A 25017-nucleotide genomic window follows, 5' to 3' on the forward strand; every position below is an offset into this window, starting at 1 on the left:
GTTCAAACGATCGTCATTCAGCCCTCACCTATCGGTGAGGGCTTTTTGTTGTTCTGAAACGATCAACGCACCGCCAACCAACAATCCAGAGATCGACAAGCCAACGGTTTCTTAGCCTTGCCATATCGCTTCAGCGGCAGTGAACGAAGGCCTGAACACCCGGGTAATCCACCACGGTGAGAGCTTCGCGGGGGACACAGGCACAGTGATGCCGCCGATCTTCCCCAGCTCCACCTTTGCCCACGGAAACGCTGGAGGATTCGATTACACGCGATCCGGCAATCCCAACTTCCGCATTCTCGACAGCGTGCTCGCCTCGGTGGAAGGCTGCGCTCACGCCACCGTGTTTGCCTCGGGCGTCAGCGCCATCACCGCTGTGGTCTCCCAACTCAAACAGGGAGATTTGGTGCTCTGCGAAGAAAACCTTTATGGCTGCACCGTTCGGCTGTTTGAACAGGTGTTCGCCAAGTTCGGCCTGCGCACTGAGTGGGTGGACTTCACCCAGCCAGACGCATTGGATGTGATCCGCAATCAAATCCCAGCCATGGTGTGGCTAGAGAGTCCTACCAACCCTCTGCTGAAGGTCATCGATCTTCAAGCGGTTTGCTCGATCACCGAGCCCCTTGGGATCCCTGTTGTGGTGGACAACACCTTTGCGACGGCGCTGGTGCAGCGCCCCCTGGATCTGGGTGCCACCCTCTCCCTGACCAGCACGACCAAATACATCAACGGTCACTCGGATGCCCTGGGTGGAGCGGTTTGTACCAACGACCCCGACTGGCAACAGAAGATGGTCTTTTCCCAAAAGGCCCTAGGCCTGCAGCCATCTCCCTTTGATTGCTGGCTGATCACCCGAGGCATTAAGACGCTGCCGCTGCGCCTGAAGCAGCAAGTGGCCAATGCCGCCGCCCTCGCTGATCAATTGGCCGAGCATCCAGACGTGAATTGGGTGCGCTATCCCCATCGCAAGGATCACCCCCAACACGCGGTGGCCGTCAAACAGATGAAAGGTGGTGGTGCGATTGTGACAGCAAGCTTCAACGCCAGTCAGGAACAGACCTATGCGCTCTGCAAACGGCTGCGCTGGTTCACCATGGCCGAGAGCCTTGGCGGCATCGAAAGCCTGATCTGTCACCCGGCCACCATGACCCATGCCGCCGTTTCAGCCGACGTGAAAGCCAAGCTGGGAATCGACGCTGGTTTGGTGCGCTTCTCAGTGGGCTGTGAAGACCTGACCGATCTGCAGGCCGACCTGCAACAGGCTTTGGAGCTGCTGGTGTGAGCGCCCGCGATCTGCTCCGTGATCCAGCCTGGCAGAGCTCGGATCTCGGACATCCGCTGCCAGATGCCCCCCATGCAGTCTCGGTGGCCCTGCCCCGCTGGCAGGACGTCATTGCCTATGAGGAACACGATCCTGCCTGCCGAAATGCTCTCAAGACGATCTATCCGCGCTTCGGCCTGCACCCTCTCGTGCAACAACTGGCCCAGCGAGCGGCGAAGCCGGGCTGGACGGTCTGGCCCTACCCCACCGAAGCCGCTGCGCAGGCGGCGCAAGCCCACTGCCAACGCAAGGCACCAAAGAGCAGCGCAGCGCTCATCCCTGTCGCCGGGTGTGTTTGCCTTAGAGCTGATGCAGAGGCAAGCCCCCACGCCAAAGCCTTCTGGCAGCACACCGGGCTGGGGCTCTCCTCACGCCAGGCGGCGATTGCCCTTGATCACGAGGAAGCTCCCAATGCCGTGGATGGCCAAAAGGCCCGCCACACTGTTCGTCAGCGTCTGGCCGAAATCCATGTAACCCGTGCAGAGCAGATCAGCCTGCACACCGCAGGCATGGCCGCGCTGCATGCTGCCCTCCGCGCCGTGCAGACCCTGCGGCCCGGAAGGGTCACACTGCAGCTGGGCTTTCCCTACGTGGATGTACTCAAGCAACCGCAAGTGGTCTTCCACGGGGGTGAGCTGCTTCAACCGACGAGCCTGAGTGATGTGGAGGCGGCACTGGATCAACTGGATCCAGCTGCTGTGATTGTTGAACTGCCCAGCAACCCGCTGCTGTGCTGTGTCGATCTGCAGGGTGTGGCTGCCTTAGCCCACGCTCGCGGCATTCCTGTCATCGCCGATGACACGATCGGCACCGGGCTCAACCTCAACGCCTTGCCGTATGCCGATCTGATTTTCACCTCGTTGACCAAAAGCTTTGCCGGCCGTGGCGATGTGATGGCTGGCAGCCTTCTGGTGAGTCCAACCTCAGCTTGGGCCAACAAATTATTGGACGAGACCTCCTCGACTGCGAATCTCAGCGATGCCGATGCCATCGCCCTGGAGCAAGCCAGCCGCGATGTGCGAGAAAGAGTGCCACGCCTCGATGCCAACGCCCTAGTTCTCGCTGAGAGGTTGGAGGCCCATCCCGCCGTGGCAAGGGTGCTGCATCCGAAGAACTGTCCGAATTTCCAAGCGTTGATGCGGCGCGGAGCCGGCCATGGCTGCCTGCTGTCCTTCGAACTCAAGGGAGGAGGCAACAAAGCTCGCGTTGTTTATGACGCGCTGCGTGTGAGCAAAGGGCCCAGTCTGGGCACAGATTTCAGCTTGGCTTGCCCCTACGCCCAGCTTGCTCACTACGACGAACTGAGCTGGGCGGAGACCTGCGGTGTTCCACGCCATTTGTTGCGCATCTCCGTCGGGCTGGAACAACCGGAAGAGCTCTGGCGCCGCTTTGAGCAAGCTCTCAACGCCTAGTGACTGATCCCCCCGGGGGCCTTTGCCTTTCTGCATGCGAAATACAGCTCTCCGGATGATGCAGCCATTCAGACCACACCTCAGAACTTTTCGGCTGAAACGCTAACGATTGCAGAAGACCAAATCGTTGCCCGTTGGATGCCAATCGATGCTGGCACCGCATTCATCAAAGTCTGAACAAGGGGTTAAAAGGCGAACTGAAGATCGCTGGATCTTCCTAAATTGGTGAACTTGGGCTTCCTGCGTTCTCCACATGTCCCGCATTTACGACGACAACAGCCTTGCCATCGGCAATACACCTTTGGTGAAGCTGAACAACGTCACCAAGAACTGCAAGGCTACGGTTCTGGCCAAGATCGAAGGCCGCAACCCTGCCTACAGCGTCAAATGCCGGATCGGCGCCAACATGATCTGGGATGCGGAGAAAAGTGGTGACCTCACCAAAGACAAGGTGATCGTTGAACCAACCTCTGGCAACACAGGCATCGCTCTGGCTTACACAGCAGCGGCGCGTGGCTACAAGCTGATTCTCACCATGCCCGAGTCGATGTCCATTGAGCGTCGACGCGTGATGGCCGTTCTGGGAGCTGAGATCGTGCTCACAGAAGCCGCAAAAGGCATGCCAGGGGCAATCGCCAAAGCGAAAGAGATCGCTGATAGCGATCCATCGAAGTATTTCATGCCAGGTCAATTCGACAATCCGGCCAATCCCGATATTCATTTCAAGACCACTGGACCTGAGATCTGGAACGACTGCGACGGCGCAATCGACGTCCTCGTAGCGGGCGTGGGCACGGGTGGAACCATCACTGGTGTGTCCCGTTACATCAAAAATGAAGCAGGAAAAGCGATCGAATCTGTGGCAGTGGAGCCAACCCACAGCCCGGTGATCACCCAGACCATGAATGGCGAAACCGTTAAGCCTGGCCCCCACAAAATCCAGGGAATTGGCGCTGGTTTCATCCCCAAGAATCTGGACCTCTCCGTCGTGGACAAAGTGGAGCAGGTCACCAATGACGAATCCATTGCCATGGCACTTCGTCTTGCCCAGGAAGAAGGGCTTTTGGTGGGAATTTCCTGTGGTGCAGCAGCAGCTGCTGCCATTCGGCTCGCCGAACAGGATGCTTACGCCGGAAAAACCATTGTCGTTGTGCTACCCGACCTGGCAGAACGGTATCTTTCTTCTGTCATGTTCGCGGACGTTCCCACTGGCATCATCGAACAACCAGTTGCTGTTTAGGGATCAATCACACGAGAGTATTTCATTCACTAATCATTACAACCTCGCCTTGCAGCGAGGTTTTTTATTGGCGTTGAAAAAAGAAAGATCAAAAAGCATAGTCACCTAATCCCCTCGCAAGAGAATCTTTAATCCCCTAATGCGTTATACCTTCAAAGACTTTTCGACACTCTAACTAATCATCGTTGCGTGAACCCTCGCCAAGAATCTAAAGAGTTGAAAGCAAAATCACATGAGACGAGTTCAAAAAACTGTTCTAAGCGTGAATGTCAAGCCAAGTAGCCCAAGACAAACATCACAACAGTGCCAGTGTGCGGGATGATAGTTGCAATAGCAGCTGATCATGAACTCCAACCAGGTCGTGAGCCTCGGTTCTCTGGAAGCAGACCTCGGACTCAGTCGGGTTGACCTGCTTCTGATCATTCGTGAACTCGGGATCGAGCAGATCAAACAAGGAATGCGAACATGGATAAGGCAGGAAGAAGCAAACCGTCTTTACCAGCATCTAGGCAAAAGCAACCCAAGAGAACCACTCGTTGCAGAAGTCGTACCCATCTCAACGCCTGATGATGCAGCAGCACTGACAACAACGACGGGAAATGAAACAGGGGATGAAGAGCTAAGAAAATACTCCAAACTCAAGCTTTTACGAGAGCGCATTGAATTATTGGATTTACTTCAATCAACGGAAGTTGAGCTTGCCAGCCAAGAGATCTGCACCGTACTTGACATGAAACGACTCCCTCCAACGGATGACCTCGGTAATGACCAAGAAGGATTCCGGAGAATGGGGCTTAAATTTATCCGTATCAAACGAGACAAACATCGCACATCCTGGAAAGTAAGGCGATCAAACTGAACACCAATCAAATATCAGAACCTGCTAACCGATACAACAACCAATCAACAAGTCGTTTAATTTATGAAGGATCTATGATTTCCATGCGTGGCAGGCTTCACCACTGCTTTCGCCACTGTTGCAATCGCCGGAATCGGGGATAAGTCATTTCTAACGGCGCTAGCCCTTGCTGCCTGTCACAAGGCTCGCTGGGTTTTTACCGGCTGCATAGCTGCACTGACGTTCGGAACAGCGCTGTGGATTTTGATTGGCGCATGGATGAGCACAATGATTCCCGTTGAGGCGATTAAAACAGTTTCAGGAATTACCTTCATCTTCTTCGGCTTAAAGGCCTTGTCTGAAGCAATGTCAGCGAAGATGCGACCAAAGAAGATCGAGCCTGAAAACAGCTGCCATCAGAAAATTTTAAATTCACACCATCCAACATCTGCGAACGCGGTAATTCGGAATTCTTTTACAACAACGTTTATCGCCGAGTTTGGAGATCGCACCCAGCTGGCACTGCTAGCCCTCGCAGCTGGACCGAACATTTCAGCAGAAGATATATTTACAGGAGCAACCGCTGCCAATTCAATACTTTTAATCCTAGCAGTGACTTCAGGGAAATTCATGAAAAGCTGGCTTTGCAAAAAGAAAATTCTGCTAATAAGCGCAGGCCTATTCCTCATTCTCGGTACAAAAATATTATTATTTTCATGAAAGAATTCAACGAAAACTTTTTATTTTTCCAATTTATTTAAACAAATTTTCAAACCTTTTAATACCTATTATTAGCCAGTCATAGGAATTAGATTGCCTGAATGAAAGGACGCCTGAGTGCGATGGCCATATCAAAAATGATTGTGGCTAGCATCAAAACCCAAAAGCCAGGCGTTAAAGGCAAAAACAATCCAAACAGGCCGATGAGGAAAAGCAACAAGGAGAAAAAGAGAAGCGAAAATGAGATCGACATCGACAAAGCATTAAAAAGCATGCGAGACAAATTCTGGAAACGCAACCCTGTGCCATTGAAAACCTGTTCCACAACCTCTGTTTGGGACAAAGGTATTTCAGAGATAGACAAGCTTTGCTTATTAAGCTCATGAACTAGCCTATCTCTCACCATGAATGTCGTGATTTTCGAAGCATGACTACCACAGATTTTATAAGTAATCACGATGGAGCTGGCTATCGAATTCAGCCTCAACGACCATAGCGAACAAGGGAATGCAGAATCGATGTCTGCTGCAAGTTTTATCCAATCTAGTTTCTTTGAACTATCGAGTTTGAATCTCCAACGATGACTTGTATGGTGAACTAAATTAAGCGAAGCTGCCATGATATCTATATTTACGCAGCATTGACAGCATTATAGATATTCATTTCTTTGCAATACATCCACCCAAAACCTTCAGGATCATGACCTGAAATCCAGGTTGTAAAATCAACTTGCTTGCGACGGGCAGAAATCTTTTGATAGCTCAAGCCCACCCTTTTTGACAGTTCAGAGAGGTTGAGTTGTTGATTCAATGGTTCGGGATAGGTACTAGTTGATCCATTTTCATTGTTTTGCAGACTCTCAGAAGGAAGTGTATCTTCTTGATCTGGTGTAGAAGATGGTAAAGCTTTAGCTTTAAAGCCAACAGCACGAATAGCGTTAGCTGCTGCAACCAGACAAGATCCGTTGTTTAAGAATACAGCAGCAATGGGGCTGACGGGCAAGAACGTACCTATGACAAGCGCTGAAAGATTTGGAACGCCAACGATGCCAATATTTTGTTTTACAAGGGCAAATGTGTGTCGTGCTAAATCCTGAGCGACAATCAAATCTGATACGCGGTCGTTGGTTAAAACAATGTCCGCAGTTTCTCGGGCAAGATCGCTTCCAGAGGCAAAAGAGACTGACACATCTGCGTAAGCAAGTGCTGCAGAATCATTGATTCCATCACCAACAAAGACGACTTTCTTACCCTGAGATGTGAATTTCTGAACTAATTCAGCTTTCTGGTCTGGCAAAGCGTCGGCATGCACTTCATCCGGTGTCAGACCAATATCTCTGGCAACTGCATGCGCAACTGCTGAAATATCGCCAGTTAGCATATGGGCCTCCATACCGCGACGATGTAATTCAGAAATCATGTCACGCGTATCTGGTCGAATCTGATCAAGAGCGTAGTGAATACCAACGAGTTGTCCGTCTTGAGCAAGATAGATCGGCGTCGCTACGTTTAAAGATTGATCTGCTTCAAAATCAGGGATGAACACTCCTTCATCGTCAAGGAGTTTGGAATTACCCAGAAGGACCTGTCGGCCATTGACTGTGGCACACACACCTCGGCCAACTCTGTAATCCCAACTATCACAATCAATAACATCAGCATTCTCTCGTTCTGCAAAATCTCGAATCGCCTTGGCAATGGGATGATTCAACCCTTGCTCAAGAGAAGTTGAAAGCTGCAGGAGTTCATGAATACGTTCTTTTGAGGGATTTGAAAGAACTTCTCCATGATCACCAAAAATTGCAAAATGAACAACAGAAGGGTGACCCTCAGTAAGAGTTCCAGTTTTATCAAAAACAACAACATCAATATCAACAAGTTGTTCCAAAGCACGTCCGCTACGAATCAGTAATCCCTGGCTTCCAGCGCGAGTAAGAGCAGCCATAATGGCCGTCGGAACAGACACACGAAGTCCTGTTCCAAGATCGAACATCAAGAGAGAGGCTGCTTGCGCAATATTTCCTGCACTAAGGAGAAGAGAAACCCCTGCCAATACCAAGGTAGGTATAACAAATCTGTTAGCGATATTTGCTGCGAAATTGCCAACGCGTGTATCGAAGACAGGCGCTGATTCAATCATCTTTGTAATTTGACCAACTCGTGTGTCGTCCCCTACTGCAGAAGTTGTAACAATAATGTTGCCTTCCAAGACGATAAATCCAGCCAAGATCTCATCACCTGGACCCGAATGACGAGGAACAGATTCGCCGGTGAGTTTTACAACATCAAGGGAAGCTTCTCCAGTTTCAATAACACCATCAATTGGTATTTTATCGCCAGGCAAAAATGCAACGCGGTCGCCAGCATTCAGATCATAACTTGAAACAACAACTTCTCCATTATCTGTAAGCAGTCTGACATCTGATTGCAAACTCGATACAAGATCGGTATTAGAGGAATGGGCTATGCGTTGGGTTGCATCACGAACAGCCTCGCCACCTTCAATCATTGTAATCATCATCGCTGGGCCCAAAAGAAATCCTTCTAGGCTGTGGAGAAGAACCGCTAAACCATCAAGGAAGTCAACATTGATTTTGCGCTCTTTTTTTAATCCGTCCCAGGCACGTTTGAAGCTCAGATGAGCAGAAATGATGATAAAACCACCGACAGCTAAAGGCGGTAGGGAGAGAGGGCCTGATAAAATAGCTAGTCCGAGAGAACAAACAGGGAGGATTACTCTTGAAGGTACGAATTTTTCATCTTCTTCGTCGACAACGAGATCGCCGCGCGTCTGCACAGCTGCTGATTCATCAATGAATGGAATATGAGGGATATCTTCTACTTTTTGCGGCACAGAGCCGAGCCATTGGACAACATCAATGGTCGATTCCTTCGTAAAAGCAATGATGTAACAGCCAGCCCATTGATTAAATCTTACTCGTTCTACTCCACTCAAATTTTTTAAATGACGCGCAAAGTTTTCAGGATCCTTTAAAGAAGAAAGAATGCTAAATCGTAGACGACGCGTCGATGCATGGAGAATCCGGTCAACAAAACTGGGCATTCCCCGTTTTTTTTGCACTTGCGCCTCTTTCCGATTTCCCTCGATGACATCAAAACCTTTGCTTGATGCTTCGAACTGATAAGAGGCAGCCATGAGTGATAAAAACAGGAGGATTGGAAGGCTGGAGGCCTTTTATTCGACAGTGACTTCAGTAATTGTGGAAGAATTATCCTTGCCGGCGCTTGAGTTTGTCTCCGAAGAAGAGCTGTCATCAATTTCGTCCGAACTTGATTCGGATTTCGCCTCTTCAACTAGATCAACGAAAGTTTCAGCGACTTCTGCTGCACCTTTTGCTACACCACGTACAACTTTCGAGGCAGCACCTGCTGCAACGATGCCAACCTTGACACCACTTTTTGCCATAGTTCGACCGGCCTGCCCCATAGAGTCTCCGAGTTCTTGATTACCCATCTTTTTGACGACTGGAGCCATTGCCATGAGAGCTGCCCCCGCACCAAAGGCAACAATCATCTCAAACTCGAACATGGCATCATTCCAGTGGGTGGTACTTTACCCCGAAAATTGTGATTTGATGGGTCGGTATCACCAAGGACGTACACTTCTGGCAGCGGCTCCGTGATTCGATTTATCAGCAGCGATAGGTATAGCTCATTACACTTTTTCGTTCAAAGTTTGGTGCATTGCCTGAAAGACACCAAAATCATCCAAGTCGTTGATTGCACAGGTGAGTTGCAGTCAGAACAGTTCATCGATCTGCCCTGTGAATTTAATCAGATCAACCAAATTGAAACGATCAATGTACTGTGGAGCGAATTAAACCCCCACGCGAAAGAGTGGTGGTCTCTCCTTGATATAGCAAACAAGCAAGCCATCGAATTACCAGACATACCAGGCCTAAAAGACATCATCATACTTTTGGAAATAGCCAGAATTATTGACAGCTTGAGCACCAATAAAGAACTCATTTTTATTTTTCCAGCTCCAGTCCAAGCCAGTCGGCTGTTTGAAATGGCACAATCAGGTCCTCGATTGCTCGAAAGCTTTGTTGAACCAGTTTTAAATTGGTGGGACAACACAAAAAAGTCGTTATCTGCGGTTGAAGCACTACTCCGATTGAAGTTACCCGACTCTCAGCAATTACGTTTCAACGCTGTATGGAGCAAAAGATTAGAATTATTACAAACAATCAGCACCAATCGAGATCTTCACCATTTGATTATGATCCTCGACGGTCTCAACTCCTCTTCTGAATTTATTAATCACCGCCTTTGTCTTTGTGGTCTGCATGCAGCTGTGCCCACTCATCTTCTTCTTTGTAGTGGGACCAAGGATCTAGATAAACAAATGCAAAAGACCATACGTCCGGAGTGGATGTATTTTTCGCCCTTAAATCTTGACCAATCGACATTCGATATCGAAAGATTCAAAAACGAAGAAAAGCTTGTCAGCAGTCAGCCTATTTTTGATAGCCATAAAAAAGCATTCTCAATTTTTTTACCTGGCATCATTAAATCATGTTTATCAATCCAGCAGCTCGATGCCATAATCTATATTATTTATTCGGGAAAAAAACGAGCCATCGAATTACCTAATAGTTTTAAAGATCTTCACTGTCTTAAGGCCTCAGTGGATGGATGGACATTACACATGACATTTTCAACGGCAAGTTAGTGCTTGGAGCCTTTGGGTCTCCAACCCAATGCCCACGCGATTAGAAAGAAGGGTGTACCTGGCATTACAGGTAAAATCCAACCTAAAAAAGCCAAAACAAGCATTGCTTGAGCGCTAAATTTTTTTGTATTTAGAACTAAAAGATCAACTTTTGTGGGAGGACGAGCTGGACCAAAGGCTTCTACTTGTTGAAAATAGTTATTAAACCATTGCAAGAACTCATCAGCATTCAGTACTTCACTAGATACTGAAATCAAAATACAACCATGGAAATTACTTGATTTCGTCAAATTAATTTTTGGATAAACATAATTAAACGAAAATATCATTACATCAAACTGATGACGGGTTAATTTTTTTCGAAAATCAAATCTAATTCGAAAAGGCAAAAGGTGTTTGATAACTGTCAAAAGGGGAACCTTATTGCCAATAAAAAACGTTCACCAAAACTCAGGACTTTGCTGCTGGTTTGATGCTTGCTTTTGGTTCAGCCAGGTCTGCCTTTGCTTCAGCAAGGATATCTCCAAAACTTTCTCCAACTTCATTCAAGCCTGACTTAATACCTGAAAACAAACCCGAAAATTTGGAACCCACAACAAGACCAAGTTTCAAACCTTGTTTCGTTAAACCACGGCCTGCACCTGAGATCCCTTTGGTAATTGCACTTTCTCGGCCAGCCACTGATGCTGCTACGGGAGTTAAAGCAACCAATCCAGCGCCAATGCCAAAGGCAACAAGGTACTCAAGCTCGAACATGATTAGACTTGAATGACCCTATTAGCCTAAGAAGGGATAGCCTTTTTGTGAAGCCCTATTCTCTGCCTATCAAGACAATACGTTGATTTGCCAACAACAATTTTTTGTTGGTCATACTTGCGTGATGATCGCCAGGATCATTGACAATACAGTTGAATAGAATAAGAATGATGCGATACAGTGGATAATGACAATTCTTCGCAAGAATGAATCTTCGATGCTGCAATCAGTCATAGAATAAGTTAACCCTATGCTGTAAGAGACATAAATAAAATCACTGAAACATGGTTCTTTGCCTTCAAACACGAAAGCCTGCTGATCTTGCCCTTCCAAAAGAGGAGATCGATTTAATTCATAATAACATTTTGCGTAGTAAATCGCGAATCCATTATGCAATTGAAGCCATGTCAAAAATAATGCCAAGAAAGTAGTGAATGTATGGATAGATTTGGGAAGTACACTGTTTGCATGCTGCAAATCTGAAATGCAGAAACTTAGCATTCCAATACTCATAAAAACCAGCGCAATTGTTCGAAACGCTATAAAGGACTCTTTCGATTCCCACCGATTAAAAATCTGTCTAGTCTGATCAACTTTCAGCAACCATGTGCGTCGAAACAAAGCAACAAAGTCCCACGCCAATGCAAGTGTTACAGCGAGAGTAAACGATTCCTTATAACCAAGAAATTGTATCGATATGAGATAAACAACAGTGCCAACTAGAAAGGATCGAATCAAACGATAACGGTCAGTCAAAAAACGGGGATGTAACATTATCTTTCCCAAAGACTAGGAAACATATTGTGGCCCATGAAGAATGTCGAGTCAGAAACATACAAAAATCTTTTATAAATCGGCGTTGTTCTGCGGCAAAGGAGCTTTAACAACAGGTTGATGCCAAAATCAATGGAAAAAGAATTCATGTTCATTCCAAATAATCAGAAATACTGATGCCGATAAGAGCTATCAAAGAAAATCAAACCAATATTAGGATCAATCGTTTTCATACGCTACAGCAAAACCAGAATCTGGCTTTATGGGGCAGCAGCGAAACAGATTTTGGTATTCAAATGAACAGAACTAAAATTCACAACCGTGCATTTGATGATTTTTCGAGCATGGCTTAGATGAACGAGACTCTTTTAACCACCAACACACTTGCAAAAAAATAGGGGAAAGCTCCACACATTGGTCGCGATGAGCGAGATGGTTGGAATGACTCATCATTCAATCTCCATTTCACAAGAAGAATAAACGATGATTAAAAGTCTTAGCTTATTCTAATCCATTTCGTCAAGCAAGTCCGTTTGACCACCAGGATTGTCAAGACACAGTGCTCCATATCCATTAATGGATGAGAATCCAAAATACAATTCTTAGAAAAAAAGTGACGATTTGATCAGCTTAAACACGTTAATTGAATAGAATTTATCTATTATTGATCACAGAAGATAATTCCTTTGTTAGCTAAAATTCTTGATTACAGAAATACGCAATGACTATAGTTTATGAAAAATGTTCTAAATGATCAATCGATCGATAAAGCAAAAACAAGCGTTGATACACCTCCAGGCCTTATGCTCTTCGTCTCCCTAATGCAGAAAAATATCATAAATAAATGAATTTGTTTCAGAACAGAGCATAAAAACTCATGGCGGTGGTTATAACTGTTGAACAGCCCTGGAAAGAATGAAATCATATTCATGAGAAAATGCTGACAATCTAAACAGCTGTCAGGAGCAAAAATCAGTGGTATAAAGCAGGAAACACCAAATTGATCATGGCTGTCAATGATCAAACCTATCTGGATTCCGATGATAAAGATTATCTTGATCCACCGGGGATCCTAAATGAGTTAAAAAAAGGTTTGCAGAGGTTTCTTGATGGCACATCTGCCCACCCCCACGCAACAGAGGCAAGACGACACCAACTGCTAGGTGGGCAGCATCCTCAAATCGCTGTGCTTGCCTGCTCAGATTCACGTGTTCCTGTTGAGGTTATTTTCGATGCAGGGTTTGGAGATTTATTCGTAATACGTAATGCAGGAAATACAAATACATTTGGATCTGTAGGTTCAATTGAATATGCCATCGAAGATCTAAAGATCAGGCTTTTACTCGTAATGAGCCATCAAGGCTGTGGTGCTGTGAAAGCGGCTTACTTAAGAAATCAAGCTTTTTCGCCATCACTAACTGAACTGGTGAACGATATCAAAGGTGGGTTGAACCAAAATGGCCTCGATACAAACGACGAAACAAGTTACGAGCGAGCATGTGTACAGCATTCCATGATCACCGCTCAATCATTAATTCAATCGAGTAAAATTATAGAGAGAGCAGTTTTAGAAAAGAACTTATTGGTCCAGCCAGCTTTCCTGCACATTGATCCACTCTCAATCGAATGGCTGGACACCTTCTACGGAAAAACTTGATTTGTTTCTAGGCAACAAGATATTAAAGAAGCTGGGCTACCGCGATTGCAGGTTTAAGTCGTCATAATTAAGTTATCTATTTGCTATCAAGGCTGTCTTTAAAATGGACGATTGATCGATCCACATCGCATCTCCATATGAAAAAAAACGATATCGAAGCTTGATTGCTTCAGCGTACAAATCCAAAAGTTTTTCCCTTCCAATCAGGGCGCTTACAAGCAGGAGCAGTGAGCTTTTCGGGAGATGAAAATTGGTCAACAAGCCCTGCACCACATGAAATTGATAACCCGGCTGAATGACAAGATTCACGGTCCCTATGAATGGCTTGAGCATACCGCCGTGGGCTTGAGCGGCCCCTTCCAAGGCCCGCACACTCGTGGTGCCTACCGCGATCACTCGGCCTTTACATCGAGACACCGCATCCACAACGGTCTGGTTCACTTCAACCCACTCACTGTGAAGCTGCAGATCCCTGAGATCTTCAACCTCAACCGGACGAAACGTTCCAAGACCGACATGGAGGGTGATGCATGTGAGCTGAACCCCTTTGCGTTGCAGAGCAGCCAGTAGTTCGTCGCTGAAATGGAGCCCCGCCGTAGGAGCAGCAACCGCTCCGGGACGATCGGCATAACGCGTTTGATAGCGCTCTGCATCCTCAGAATCATGCCGTTGGATGTACGGCGGCAACGGCACTTCACCGCATTGGTTCAACAGGGACTCAATCGTTTCAGCATCCCTGCAATCACTGGGGAACTGAATCACACGTCCACCAGTTGCACTGTCTTCAGCTAACACAGTGAGCGCAATGGATGTGCCGTCAATCGTGACGACGTCACCGGGACGCATCCGCTTGGCTGGCCTGGCGAGACAGAGCCACTGACCATCACCACGAGGTTCCAATACCAACAGTTCTGAACGCCCGCCTCCTGAACGCCGCACCTTCAATCGAGCTTTAAGCACGCGCGTGTCATTCACCACCAGCAAATCATCGGCCTGAAGTTCATCCAATAAATCCCAGATGCAGCCATGCCTGACCGCTTCCGCAGTTTCACCAGACGGGGGCACCATCATCAATTTGGCACTGTGCCTTGGTTCCACTGGAACCTGAGCGATCCGCTCAGGTTCCAGTGGATAGTCATAACTGCTGAGGTGCTGGTCTCTGTGGTCAGGCACTGAGCCCTCAGAACGCCAGACTTTCTGGCCGTATTTCGATCAGCTCGGCCAGATCCTTGAGGAAGGCGGCACCATCTGCCCCATAAATCACCCGGTGATCGGCAGTGAGGTTCACCTGCATCTGCCGCTTCACGGAGATCGAACCATCCTTCCCTGCGACCACGGTGGGACGGGACGCGGCCACCGCCAGTATTGCTCCGGTGCCAGGCGGCAAAATCGCATCAAAGCGGTCGACGCCGAACATTCCCAGATTGGACAGGGTGAATGTTCCAGTGCTGTATTCCTCAGGCTGCAACTGTTTGCTGCGAGAACGCTTCACCAAATCCTTCCACTGACGAGACATCTCATACAGATCCGTCCGATCAGCGCCGCGCAGCACCGGAGTGATCAAGCCGCCGTCTTCCATCGCCACAGCAACGGCCACATTGACATCAACGGGATAGGCCATACCGGCAGCTGTGGTGGCGGCATTGACCTGTGGGTGACGCGCCAGGGTGACGGCCACAGCTTTCGCGAGCAGGGCAGTCATGGTGACTCCCTTTGGCTTCACCTGTTTGTAGAACGCATCCAGCTTGTCGGTAGTGATCGTGTAGCCGACACGAAAACACGGCACCGCGAGACTGGCTTCCATGTTCCGGTTCACCGCTCCCTGCAACGTGTTGAACGGCACTGTTTCACCTGGGCTGCCAAAGCTGTTGCCGGCTTGAGCCGATCCCGACCCAGGCGATGTCGGAGCTCCTGAAGGCCCCCCATGAGCTGAAACAGCTGGGGCTGTGCCTTCAGCGACACGAGGTACGGAGATGGGCTGCCCTTTGGCCTTCTCCACATCCTCGGCCTGGATACGACCGTGAGGCCCACTGCCCTGAATCGTGGCGAGATCAACACCCAACTGGCTTGCAAGCTTCTTGGCTCGGGGGCTGGCGACAATGCGTTCACTGTTCACCACAGGTGCCACTGGCGCAGCGGGTGCCGAAACCGCTGGTGCAGGGGCCGGCGGTGCTGACGGCGCTGGAGCTGGAGCTGCAACTTCAACTTCGGGTGCCGGAGTTGGAGCAGGTGCAGGGGCTTGAGCAGGTGCAGCTGCTCCACTTGGTGCCTTGGCTTGGGCCTCGGCGATCTCTGCCTCGCTCTCAACAATTAAACCGATGGTTTCTCCCACAGGTGCTGTGCTGCCAGCAGGCATCAGCACAGCCGCGAGATAACCGTCCTGAAAGGACTCAACATCCATATCAGCCTTGTCGGACTCAACAACGAGAACCGATTCACCGCGACCGACCTTGTCGCCAGGTTGCTTCAGCCATTCCACGATCTTGCCCTCAGTCATGGTGGAGCTGAGGGCAGGCATGAAGATGTCGTGGGTTGCCAAAACCGTCTCCTGATGGGCAGATCAGGGGAGTTTACGAGTCAACTGACAGCTGGGTTCAGGCGCCTTCGATCGCCTCAACAACACCATCGCGAACGACGATTGCAACCTGCATCTTCTCGACGAGGTTGTCCCCCACCTTCAACTCACAGGTGCTCTCCAGCTGACCCTGTTCAACGATCTGATCCATTTCGAGCTCCCGCACCTGGGATTGCTGCTGCAAGAAGGTGCGTTTCTGTTCCTCCAGCTCTGCACGCTTCGCTGCAACCTGCTGTTGGATCTGGGCAACCTGATCCTGCACGCGGGGGTCGAGGGGATTAGCGCTCTGACGACGGACCTCCTCAACCACCTGCTGTCCTTCCTGCTCAAGCTGACCGAGTTGCTGGTCGATGCCGGCGATGCTGTTGCTGATCTCCCGTTCTGCTTCCTCCTTCCAGGTTGGTGTGACCACGGCGCGGACGGTGATCGGGCGTTTGATCGTTAGGGAGCCGTCAGACATGGAACTGAAGAAGTCGCGCCAAGCGTCTCAGCGACAGCCTCAACGGTCAATCGCCGGAGAACCGGCCAAGCATCAACGGTGATAGATCGCAGCGATCAATGACGCATCACGAGCTGTGATCCGATCGCGCCGCTGCTTCAAGGTCTGCGTCAGCAAACCGTTGTCAATGCTGAAAGGATCCACGAGCACAACACCAGCCAGCCGTTCATCACCCCGGGCGCCCACCCGCTGCTTCAGGAGACGGTTGCACTCCCGCATCAGTGCTTTGAGCAGAGCCGGATCGCCAGGCTGACCGCCCAAATCCTCAGGGAGCCTCAGGCCCTCTGTAGACGCCCAGCGCTTGATCTCCTCGGTCCGCGGCACCAGGAGAGCACCAAGCTGACGCTCGTCCTGGCCCACCAGCATCACCTGCTCGATCAGAGGGCTAGCGACCAGGGCTTCCTCCAATGGACCCGGTTCAATGTTTTCTCCACTGCTCAGAACAATCGTGTCCTTGGCACGACCGGTCAACGCCAGAGAGCCATCCGGAAGCAGCATCCCCAAATCGCCGGTATCGAACCAGCCATCCGCATTTAGCACCTTGCTGGTGGCCTCGGGTTTGCGGAGATACCCCCCCATCACCTGCGGTCCCCGCACGAGAACACGACCCCGCTGCCGAAAGCCGAGAGCCGAGCCCGTTTCCGGATCAACAATCCGAAATTCGGTTTCGGGCATCGGGAGGCCGGAACTCCCACGGATGTTCCGCCAGGGACGGCGGCAGCTCACAACAGGGCTTGTCTCCGTGAGGCCGTACCCCACCAGCAGTTCAATCCCCACAGCTTCAAAAAAACCATCCACATGTGGAGCGATGGCACCACCACCACTGATCGGGTAAGCCAGTTGTCCCCCACTCAGTTGGCGCCGCAACTTTGGCCAGAGCAGGGCTGAGGCAAGAGCATGCAATGGCCAGCGAAGGAGTGCTTCGAATGATGCCGAAAAACGCCCAAGTACAGGGGTCGATTCCAGAAGCAGGTTGCGTGCCGTTCGCCATGCCTTGCGTTGGGCAGCGCTGTTGGCCAGAGCGGCTTGAAGAAGCCTCTGACGGAAAGGAGGGAAGGTTTTGACCACATCATCAAAGCCGGCCTGAACCGCCTCCCACAGACGGGGGACCGTCGCCATGGCGATGGGGCGGACCCGGGGCAGGTCTTTTTTGAGTTGCTTGATCGTGGTGTAGCTCTGCGTGCAGCCACAGGAAAAGAAGTAGTAGCTGGCACTCCGTTCGTAGGCATGCCAGATGGGCAGAACGCTCAGCACCGGTGCTCCGGCTTCCGGGTAGGCCACACAGGCCAGCGAACGCATCTGATGCAGCAGGTTGCTGTGACGAAGGGGGACCCCCTTCGGCTGGCCCGTGGTTCCCGAGGTGTAAAGGATCGTGGCGACGGCGTCGCCCGACACATCGAAGCCAACACCCGAACGCCTGGAGCCGACATCAAGCATCTCCTCAAACCCGATCAATCCGTCCGCAGGCTTTCCCTCAAGCTGCACCACAAAACGCAGCTCTTGTTTCTGCTCTGAGGTCAGCTCCAGCCGGTGCCACAGATCAGCGTTCTGGACAACCAGCGCTGCGGCCTGACAGTCCTCAAGGATGTAACGCAACTCCTCCACCGGTGCGGAAGCCCCTCGCACCGCATCGGCAGCACCAGCGCGCATCAGTCCCTGATCAGCCACCAGCCAGCGGGGACTGTTTTCCGCGAACATCGCCACCACATCACCAGAACGGATTCCCAGGTCATGGAAAGCGGCGGCAGCCGTTTCAATGCGCTGCGCCAGCTCCCCGTAATTGAAACGCTCCGGGTGGGCAGCATGCGGTGCATCAACCGCGGTGACAGTCCCGTGATGAGCTGCCAGCCACGACCAGATCCCATCAACACGGGTGAGCCCAGCGACATGGGAATGACGCTCCAAGGCCTCTCGCTCCCGAGGAGCGGGTGTCCAGCCACTCGTGGCCACAACAGCACTAGGGGCGCTCATGAAACCGGGCTCGGATCTGTCGACAGGCCTATCACGGTTTGTCCAGCCAGGCCAACCCGAAGCGCTGCGCAATAGCCCTTCGCATCAGTGGTTGCACCTGATCAACTGTCAAACCGGGAATCCAGTCGGAAAGGCGTCCCACTGGCTTCCCCTGAAGACCGCAAGGGGTGACTGCGGCGAAACCGCTCAGATCACAGTTCACGTTCAAGGCAAGACCATGTTGGGTGACCCAACGGCGACACCCAATCCCGATCGCCGCCACCTTGCGCCCCTCGAGCCAGAGCCCCGTCAGGCCTTCAACCCGCTCTCCACAAAGGTCCAGCTCTGCCAGCACATCGATCAGCGCCTGCTCCAGCTGCCGCAAATACCAGTGCAGGTCTGGGGTACGGCGCTGCAGATCAAGCACCGGGTACACCACAAGTTGACCGAGGCAGTGATAAGTCACCTCCCCACCACGGTCGATGCGATGCAGGGGTGCGGGCGGCCCAGCCGGATCGAAGTGAACATGCTCGAGGCTGGCGCCGCGCCCGAGGGTGTAACAGGACGGGTGCTGCAACAACCAGACAGCCTCGTCTCCACCAGGGACATCGATCAGGCTCTGCTGCCAGCGCTGCTGATCAATCCAGGCGCGATCAAAAAGCACTGGATCCTCAGGCTCAAAAAAAATCAACTTGCAGGGGTGTGCCGGGAGCCCAACCGTTCCTAGTTTGCTGTTACTAACCGGCAAGGAGTGACTGATGAAGTTGCTGATCCATGGTCGCAACCTCGAGATCACGCCGGCCCTCAGGGATTACACCCAGACCAAACTTGAGCGGGCCGTGCATCATTTCGGCGACGTGGTGAGGGAAGCGGATGTGCACCTGTCCGTCGCCCGCAATCCCCGAGTTCCCCAGCAGACGGCAGAGGTGACCGTTTTCGCGAACGGCACGGTCATCCGTGCTCAGGAGCGCAGCGAGAACCTCTACGCCAGCATCGATCTTGCAGCTGGCAAGCTCTGCCGCCAGCTCCGTCGCTGGAAAGATCGCCACACTGATCATCATCACAGCCACGGACATCGGGCCAGCGTGACGCCCAGTACTGAGGATGTCAGCGACGACAGCCAAGTCGACGCATCACTCGTGCAGGGGCGGCAGGTGAACCTCCCTGATCCGGGGGTGCGACGCAAATATTTCGCCATGCCACCCATGAGCCTGGATGAAGCTCGCCGACAACTGGATCTGATCGATCACGATTTCTACCTGTTCCGTGATGGAGGCAGCGGCGAACTCCAGGTGATCTATCGACGCAACCATGGGGGCTATGGCGTGATTCAGGCCAAGGAATGATCCGTTCAAGCTGATGGCCGGGCCCACCAAGGACCTTCCGGATCTGCCCCCGCTGCTTGATCAGGCTGTACTCGACCCGCTGCTCACCAATGAACAGCTGATTGAGGGTTGTGACGCCGGCCGCCAGGAGAGGGTTCGGGGAATCTGCACCACACTGCAGCACGTACCGACACTTAGAGATCGACTAGGAGGAAAAGACGGACCTTGTCTGATCGCGACAATCGGATTTCCCTTCGGAGCCCTGCCCCAGGAGTTGAAGCTGAGCGAAGCGGAGTGGGCCGCAGCCCATGGAGCTGATGAATTAGATGTAGTTCCAAATTTCACAGCCCTCATCAACGGTCAATCGGGTGTTTTCGCAGAAGAACTGGGCTTGATCTGCGGCCTTGGGCTACCGATCCGAGTGATTCTCGATATGGCCCGGATGCCGACTGAGCTGCTCGCTGTCGCCGTTGAAGCAGCGATCGATGCCGGAGCGGCTGGTGTTCAGACAGGTAATGGTTTTGGGCCAGCTGCAAACCCGGAGCAGATCGAGGCACTGAAACCCCTTTGCCGTGGTCGTTGCGCCATCAAGGCAGCTGGGGGCATCCACAGCCTGGAACAGGTGTTGGCCCTGATCGAGGCAGGGGCAAGTCTGCTGGGCACGAGCAGCGCACCACAGCTTCTGCAGAATCTGCGGCGTCCCAACCACAGAAACCAACAGGGCGATCCCACTCACTAAGCACTGTGATTCCTTGGCTCGACAGTCGTCCAACCGAACTGACCGCGCGGTTGTCGTCACTGAACCATCAGTTCCAACTGCTGCGATGCCTGGTCGATTTCTGCGACCGCATCGTTAAGCCTCTCGACGGCCCGATAGAGCTCAGCCCAGTCATTTTTGAGCACATCGCTCCCAAGGGTTCTGGGCTGACTGAATCTGCCCTCCTGCAGTACAACGCGATTGCACGACTTGGAATCCGCGCCCATTTCGGCCGGATTCGAGCTGAAGCGAGTAACGATTCAGCGCGCGAAGGGAAGGACTGAAGGCAATGGGCGATCGAAGAATCGAGGGGCTGGCGCTCAAGGTGGGGCCACTTGGCGAACACGACCGATTGCTGACGTTGCTCAGTGAAACCGAAGGGGTGACCCGGCTGGCAGTACCGGGCGCCCGACGGCCGAGAAGCAGCCTGGCCGCAGCGGCACCACTCACATTGCTCGAACTACAGGTGGGAGGACGCCGCGGCCTGGCACGGGTGCGGCAACTGAAGGTGCATCGCAGCTTTGCCGCCCTGGGCCGCCATCTGGAAACCCTTGCAGCAGCCCAATCGCTGACAGATCTCTGCCTTCAGCTGAGTGCCGATGAGGATCCGATCCAAGGTTTGCTGCCGATGCTGATTCTCCATTTGGAGCGGTTGGAGGCTCTTTCCGGGCACAGGGACGCGGTTTTGGCCTCAGCGGTTCAGGGATCGATCCATCTGCTCACCCTCGGCGGATACAGCCTTCCTCTGCAGAGCTGCTGCCGCACGGGTGAACCTCTCAACCCACCAATCGGTCAATGGCATTGGCGCTGCAGCCTGCTCCCTGAAGACGGCTTTGCCATTGGCTCCCTGCCTGAAGCACGATTGAAGCTCAACCCCTCTGAACTAGCGCTGCTTCAGCGCCTGAGCCGCTCAGATCTGCCTCGCCGACAGGATGGAACGCTGATGGGTCCGGTTCGGGTGTGGCTGCGACTACTCACTGTTGTGGAGATCTGGGTGCGAACGCACCTTCCGAGACGTTGCCGTGCGCTCGCCATGCTCCATGAAACCTTGACGATGCCCGGATTGAGCGATCATGACCGCGACGCAACGGGGTCTTGAAGGGAACGAGACTGAACAACCCAGAACCAACCCTTCCGATCAGCGGCAACCCTGACGGAAGCCGTGGGCTGCAGGCGGTGCTTCAAATCAAGGATTTCCGCTGTCTCTGGATCGGGCAGATCTTCTCCCAACTGGCGGATAAGTTCTACATCGTGCTGATGGTTTATCTGATTGATCAGCATCTGCTTCTACAGGCTGGCAAGTCCGATGCATTGGCTGGAGTTGCCTCCGCCATTCACCTCGACATCAGCACAAGGGCCCAGGTCATCACGCTTTTAGCCACTGGCATCTTTGTGGCCAACACAATTCCGGCCATGTTGCTGGGAACCGTGGCCGGTGTGTGGTCCGATCGTTGGCCGAAGCGACCAGTGATGGTGGCCTCCAATGCTCTGCGGGCAGCAATGGTGCTGCTCGCTCCCTTCTGCCTCATTCCAGGGCCGATATGGCTCGGATTGCCCTGGGGATATTGGGGTCTGGTGCTGATGACGTTGCTGGAATCCATCCTCACGCAATTCTTCGCACCTTCCGAACAAGCTTCGATTCCCCTTCTGGTCCCAAGCGAGCAACTTCTCGCCGCCAATTCCCTTTACCAGGCGACCAGCATGGGAGCCACGATCGTTGGATTCGCACTTGGTGAACCGATCCTTCGAAGTCTGCACGAGCTCGCGTCCAGAGTCGGTATGAACGGGGGTGAATTCATCCTCCTACCGCTTTGTTATGGCTTGGCGGCCGTCAGCCTGTTGAAGATCCAGCTGCGTGAACCCGTCCGGTCCAGCACGGAAACCAGTGTCTGGGAGGAGATCGGAGAAGGCTTGATGGTGCTCCGCAGGGTCCCAACGGTTCGCGGCGCCATGCTGCATCTCGTCCTGCTCTACAGCCTGCTCGCGGCTCTGTACGTTCTGGCTCTCCAGCTGGCCGCTCTCATCAGCAGTCTTGGCCCCTCCGGTTTCGGCATGCTGCTGGCGATGAGCGGAATCGGCATGGCTTTTGGAGCTGTCGTCATCGCCCAGATCGGGCATCGGTTCAGTCGAAGACGCCTGACGGCTGGAGGATTGGGAACAATCACCTGGTCGCTCGTGCTGCTCAGTCAGATCAAGGGGTCCCTTGGATTCACCCTCACGTTCTGTGGAGTTCTCGGCATCGGTGCTGCTTTGGTCGCCATTCCCGCGCAGACCACGATCCAGGAGGACACACCAGAAGCCGAGCGCGGCAGAGTTTTTGGGCTACAGAACAATTTGATCAATATCGCCCTGAGCCTTCCGCTCGTCCTCGCGGGGACTTTGGTGAGCAGCATTGGCCTCAAACCTGTTTTGATCCTGCTCGCCGTCCTTGCTGCCATGGCGGCACTTCTGGAGAGACCTTGGAAGCGCTGCTAATTTGCCCTTTCACTTGAGGGGGGCTGTCTCGGTTGGTGCAGATTGCCTGGCTCGGGAAGAAGTCGCCCTTTTGCGGGAATGTGTCCTATGGGTTGAGCACCACAGAGGCTCTCCGCGAAAGAGGTCATCAGACCCATTTCATTCACTTCGATAACCCACGAAATCCAGTCGGCCAGAGAACGTCCCTGCTTGCCAATGATCCCGATGTCAGCCTTCCTTACTTAGTCAAGTCGCAGGTTTACACCATCCCCTCCCCCAGAGCTCTGCGGGAGTTGAGAGATTCCCTGGCCCGGCTCAAGCCGGATGTCGTTCACGCCAGCTTGACGCTGTCTCCTCTTGATTTCCGACTTCCAGATCTCTGCCAGCAACTCGGCCTCCCTCTGGTCGCAACGTTTCACCCTCCGTTCGATGCAGGGCTGCGCAATCTGACGGCAGGAACTCAACAACTGTCGTACCAGCTCTACGCCCCTGCACTGGCCCGCTACGACCGCGTCATTGTGTTTTCCAAACTGCAGGCCGACATCCTCGAGCGATTGGGGGTCCCCCGGGAGCGCCTGGCGGTGATTCCCAACGGCATCGATACTCACTACTGGAAACCCGCAGCCGATGGAGAAACGAGCTCGGTTCTCCGACAGGTCAAACAACGGCTGGGCGAATCGAGGGTGTTTCTCTACATGGGCCGGATTGCAACGGAGAAGAACGTTGAGGCGCTGCTCCGAGCCTGGCGGTTGGTATCACCGGAGGGATGTCGGCTCGTCATCGTTGGCGATGGACCCCAGCGCATGGTGCTCCAGAACACGTACGACACCCCTGACGTGCTCTGGTGGGGGTACGAGGAGAATGAGAATATCCGAGTTGCCCTCCAGCAGTGCGCAGAGGTGTTTGTGCTGCCGAGCCTTGTGGAAGGACTGTCCCTGGCCCTACTCGAAGCGATGGCCAGTGGCACAGCCTGCGTGGCAACCGACGCCGGTGCCGACGGCGAGGTTCTCGATGAAGGTGCAGGGATCGTGATGAGCACACAGGGGGTGACAACGCAGCTGCGCACCCTTCTGCCTGTTTTGAGGGATCAACCGGTTTTGAACGGGGAACTCGGCAGGAGAGCACGCCAAAGGGTCCTTGAGCGTTACACCCTCAGCCGGAACATCGATGCAATCGAAATGCTGTACGCCGATCTGCTCGAACAAACCCCCATGGCCGCTTGATCAGCGCAGCAAGCTCATTAGGCCAGCTCCCGGCTGCGTTCCGCTGCAGCAACAACAGCCTCGAGAACAGCCGAGCGCAGCCCACTCTTCTCCAGACAGCGGATTCCGGCGATCGTGGTGCCTGCCGGCGAACTCACCATGTCCTTGAGCTGAGCTGGATGAAGAGCTCGTTCATGCAGCAGAGCTGCGGTCCCTGCCATGGTGCGGTTGCTCAGGTGCAGGGCAAGATCCCTGGGCAGGCCGGAGGCCACGGCGCCATCCGCCAATGCTTCAGCAACGATCGACAGAAAAGCCGGACCTGAGGATGTGAGCGCCAGGAACGGATCAAGCTTCTCTTCCGGAAGCTCAAGCACCTCACTCACACCACTGAACAAGCTCCTCACCTGCGACTGAAGATCAGCACCGACACCCTCACCCCAAGCGAGAGCGGTCAGTCCCGCACCCACGAGGGCAGGGGTATTCGGTACCGCACGCACACAGAGATGGAAGGGGAAAAGCCTCTGTAATCGCGCAAGGCTGACCCCCGCCAAAACGGAGATCAACAGAGGTGAGTCATCAACAGGCTGCACCCTTGTGGCCACAGCATCGAGCTGTTGTGGCTTGACAGCCAACAGTTGAACAGGAGCTGTCCAGACGTCTGCCGCACCCGAATCGGACGAGGCAAAAATCTGCACGTCTGAGGGGAAGTCGGCCCGAAGCTGTTGCGCACTAGTGATGGATCCGACAACAGCCAAAAGTTCGCTTGGGTCGATCTCTCCTCGGTCGATCAGAGGGTCGATCAGAGCCCTGGCCATACGACCGAGACCGATCACCCCAAAGGC

25 protein-coding genes are annotated in these 25017 nt (G+C 52.6%); 14 read left to right on the forward strand and 11 right to left on the reverse strand.

What is annotated here, in order from left to right; all coding sequences use genetic code 11:
- Window positions 1-139: 139 nt before the first annotated feature.
- The 6 genes from SIB64_RS14640 to SIB64_RS14665 all read left to right on the forward strand — a co-directional run bounded on the left by SIB64_RS14640 (window position 140) and on the right by SIB64_RS14665 (window position 5917).
- Window positions 140-1282 carry a trans-sulfuration enzyme family protein gene (locus tag SIB64_RS14640; RefSeq protein ID WP_413440919.1) on the forward strand — a complete coding sequence of 381 codons (1143 nt, stop codon included), beginning with the start codon at window positions 140-142 and terminating at the stop codon, window positions 1280-1282.
- Complete coding sequence (locus SIB64_RS14645) at window positions 1279-2733, forward strand: PLP-dependent transferase (protein ID WP_413440920.1); 1455 nt, start codon at window positions 1279-1281, stop codon at window positions 2731-2733. The genes SIB64_RS14640 and SIB64_RS14645 overlap by 4 nt, the downstream gene beginning before the upstream one ends.
- Before the next feature lie 253 nt (window positions 2734-2986).
- Window positions 2987-3973, forward strand: coding sequence for a cysteine synthase A (cysK, locus tag SIB64_RS14650; protein WP_413440921.1), 987 nt, complete (start codon window positions 2987-2989; stop codon window positions 3971-3973).
- Window positions 3974-4316: 343 nt separating this feature from the next.
- Window positions 4317-4832 carry a hypothetical protein gene (locus tag SIB64_RS14655; protein WP_413440922.1) on the forward strand — a complete coding sequence of 172 codons (516 nt, stop codon included), beginning with the start codon at window positions 4317-4319 and terminating at the stop codon, window positions 4830-4832.
- 87 nt (window positions 4833-4919) lie between these two features.
- A complete protein-coding gene (locus SIB64_RS14660; RefSeq protein WP_413440923.1) occupies window positions 4920-5531 on the forward strand; it encodes a TMEM165/GDT1 family protein in 612 nt (203 codons plus the stop codon).
- Window positions 5532-5632: 101 nt separating this feature from the next.
- Window positions 5633-5917: a hypothetical protein gene (locus SIB64_RS14665; RefSeq protein WP_413440924.1), complete on the forward strand. Its 285-nt coding sequence runs from the start codon at window positions 5633-5635 to the stop codon at window positions 5915-5917.
- Between the two features lie 244 nt (window positions 5918-6161).
- Here the strand turns inward: SIB64_RS14665 and SIB64_RS14670 are convergent, their stop codons facing one another.
- Both SIB64_RS14670 and SIB64_RS14675 read right to left on the reverse strand, forming a co-directional pair.
- Complete coding sequence (locus SIB64_RS14670) at window positions 6162-8687, reverse strand: heavy metal translocating P-type ATPase (RefSeq protein WP_413440925.1); 2526 nt, start codon at window positions 8685-8687, stop codon at window positions 6162-6164.
- A gap of 39 nt (window positions 8688-8726) precedes the next feature.
- Entirely contained in the window at window positions 8727-9080 is a 354-nt protein-coding gene (locus SIB64_RS14675; RefSeq protein WP_413440926.1) for a hypothetical protein, read from the reverse strand.
- 90 nt (window positions 9081-9170) lie between these two features.
- Between SIB64_RS14675 and SIB64_RS14680 the strand changes: the two genes are divergently transcribed.
- A complete protein-coding gene (locus SIB64_RS14680) occupies window positions 9171-10226 on the forward strand; it encodes a hypothetical protein (protein ID WP_413440928.1) in 1056 nt (351 codons plus the stop codon).
- Here the strand turns inward: SIB64_RS14680 and SIB64_RS14685 are convergent.
- From SIB64_RS14685 to SIB64_RS14695, 3 genes are all read right to left on the reverse strand, one after another.
- Window positions 10223-10636: a hypothetical protein gene (locus SIB64_RS14685; protein WP_413440929.1), complete on the reverse strand. Its 414-nt coding sequence runs from the start codon at window positions 10634-10636 to the stop codon at window positions 10223-10225. The two genes, SIB64_RS14680 and SIB64_RS14685, sit on opposite strands and share 4 nt — an antisense overlap.
- A 40-nt stretch (window positions 10637-10676) precedes the next feature.
- Complete coding sequence (locus SIB64_RS14690) at window positions 10677-10982, reverse strand: hypothetical protein (protein ID WP_413440930.1); 306 nt, start codon at window positions 10980-10982, stop codon at window positions 10677-10679.
- A gap of 111 nt (window positions 10983-11093) precedes the next feature.
- The gene (locus SIB64_RS14695; protein ID WP_413440931.1) at window positions 11094-11738 is read right to left on the reverse strand and encodes a DUF1345 domain-containing protein; all 645 of its coding nucleotides are present in this window, start codon (window positions 11736-11738) and stop codon (window positions 11094-11096) included.
- A gap of 1024 nt (window positions 11739-12762) precedes the next feature.
- On the opposite strand from SIB64_RS14695, the gene SIB64_RS14700 reads away from it, so the two are divergent.
- A complete protein-coding gene (locus SIB64_RS14700; protein WP_413440933.1) occupies window positions 12763-13413 on the forward strand; it encodes a carbonic anhydrase in 651 nt (216 codons plus the stop codon).
- A 72-nt stretch (window positions 13414-13485) separates the two neighbouring features.
- Here the strand turns inward: SIB64_RS14700 and queA are convergent, their stop codons facing one another.
- The 5 genes from queA to lipB all read right to left on the reverse strand — a co-directional run bounded on the left by queA (window position 13486) and on the right by lipB (window position 19185).
- Window positions 13486-14586: a tRNA preQ1(34) S-adenosylmethionine ribosyltransferase-isomerase QueA gene (queA, locus tag SIB64_RS14705; RefSeq protein WP_413440934.1), complete on the reverse strand. Its 1101-nt coding sequence runs from the start codon at window positions 14584-14586 to the stop codon at window positions 13486-13488.
- Window positions 14587-14593: 7 nt separating this feature from the next.
- Window positions 14594-15952 carry a dihydrolipoamide acetyltransferase family protein gene (locus tag SIB64_RS14710; protein ID WP_413440935.1) on the reverse strand — a complete coding sequence of 453 codons (1359 nt, stop codon included), beginning with the start codon at window positions 15950-15952 and terminating at the stop codon, window positions 14594-14596.
- Between the two features lie 55 nt (window positions 15953-16007).
- Complete coding sequence (locus SIB64_RS14715) at window positions 16008-16448, reverse strand: YlqD family protein (protein WP_413440936.1); 441 nt, start codon at window positions 16446-16448, stop codon at window positions 16008-16010.
- A 72-nt stretch (window positions 16449-16520) separates the two neighbouring features.
- A complete protein-coding gene (locus tag SIB64_RS14720; RefSeq protein ID WP_413440937.1) occupies window positions 16521-18458 on the reverse strand; it encodes an AMP-binding protein in 1938 nt (645 codons plus the stop codon).
- Window positions 18459-18489: 31 nt separating this feature from the next.
- Window positions 18490-19185 carry a lipoyl(octanoyl) transferase LipB gene (gene lipB / locus SIB64_RS14725; protein ID WP_413440938.1) on the reverse strand — a complete coding sequence of 232 codons (696 nt, stop codon included), beginning with the start codon at window positions 19183-19185 and terminating at the stop codon, window positions 18490-18492.
- Window positions 19186-19195: 10 nt separating this feature from the next.
- Here lipB and hpf point away from each other — a divergent pair, with 10 nt between their 5' ends.
- The 6 genes from hpf to SIB64_RS14755 are packed head-to-tail and all read left to right on the forward strand — an operon-like array spanning window position 19196 to window position 24196.
- On the forward strand, window positions 19196-19783 hold the full coding sequence (gene hpf, locus SIB64_RS14730) for a ribosome hibernation-promoting factor, HPF/YfiA family (RefSeq protein ID WP_413440939.1): 588 nt from the start codon (window positions 19196-19198) through the stop codon (window positions 19781-19783).
- Window positions 19784-19796: 13 nt separating this feature from the next.
- The gene (gene deoC / locus SIB64_RS14735) at window positions 19797-20501 is read left to right on the forward strand and encodes a deoxyribose-phosphate aldolase (protein WP_413440940.1); all 705 of its coding nucleotides are present in this window, start codon (window positions 19797-19799) and stop codon (window positions 20499-20501) included.
- A gap of 50 nt (window positions 20502-20551) precedes the next feature.
- Complete coding sequence (locus tag SIB64_RS14740; protein WP_413440941.1) at window positions 20552-20803, forward strand: hypothetical protein; 252 nt, start codon at window positions 20552-20554, stop codon at window positions 20801-20803.
- Between the two features lie 5 nt (window positions 20804-20808).
- Entirely contained in the window at window positions 20809-21618 is an 810-nt protein-coding gene (gene recO, locus SIB64_RS14745) for a DNA repair protein RecO (RefSeq protein ID WP_413440942.1), read from the forward strand.
- Window positions 21615-22994 carry an MFS transporter gene (locus SIB64_RS14750; protein WP_413440943.1) on the forward strand — a complete coding sequence of 460 codons (1380 nt, stop codon included), beginning with the start codon at window positions 21615-21617 and terminating at the stop codon, window positions 22992-22994. The genes recO and SIB64_RS14750 overlap by 4 nt, the downstream gene beginning before the upstream one ends.
- A 32-nt stretch (window positions 22995-23026) precedes the next feature.
- The gene (locus tag SIB64_RS14755) at window positions 23027-24196 is read left to right on the forward strand and encodes a glycosyltransferase family 4 protein (RefSeq protein ID WP_413440944.1); all 1170 of its coding nucleotides are present in this window, start codon (window positions 23027-23029) and stop codon (window positions 24194-24196) included.
- A gap of 17 nt (window positions 24197-24213) precedes the next feature.
- On the opposite strand, the gene proC is transcribed toward SIB64_RS14755, so the two are convergent.
- Window positions 24214-24990, reverse strand: a complete 777-nt coding sequence (proC, locus tag SIB64_RS14760; protein WP_413443049.1) for a pyrroline-5-carboxylate reductase — start codon at window positions 24988-24990, stop codon at window positions 24214-24216.
- Between the last annotated feature and the right edge of the window lie 27 nt (window positions 24991-25017).

Origin of the sequence: Synechococcus sp. MIT S1220 (assembly GCF_047303025.1) — a bacterium.
Classification (GTDB): Bacteria; Cyanobacteriota; Cyanobacteriia; order PCC-6307; family Cyanobiaceae; genus Parasynechococcus.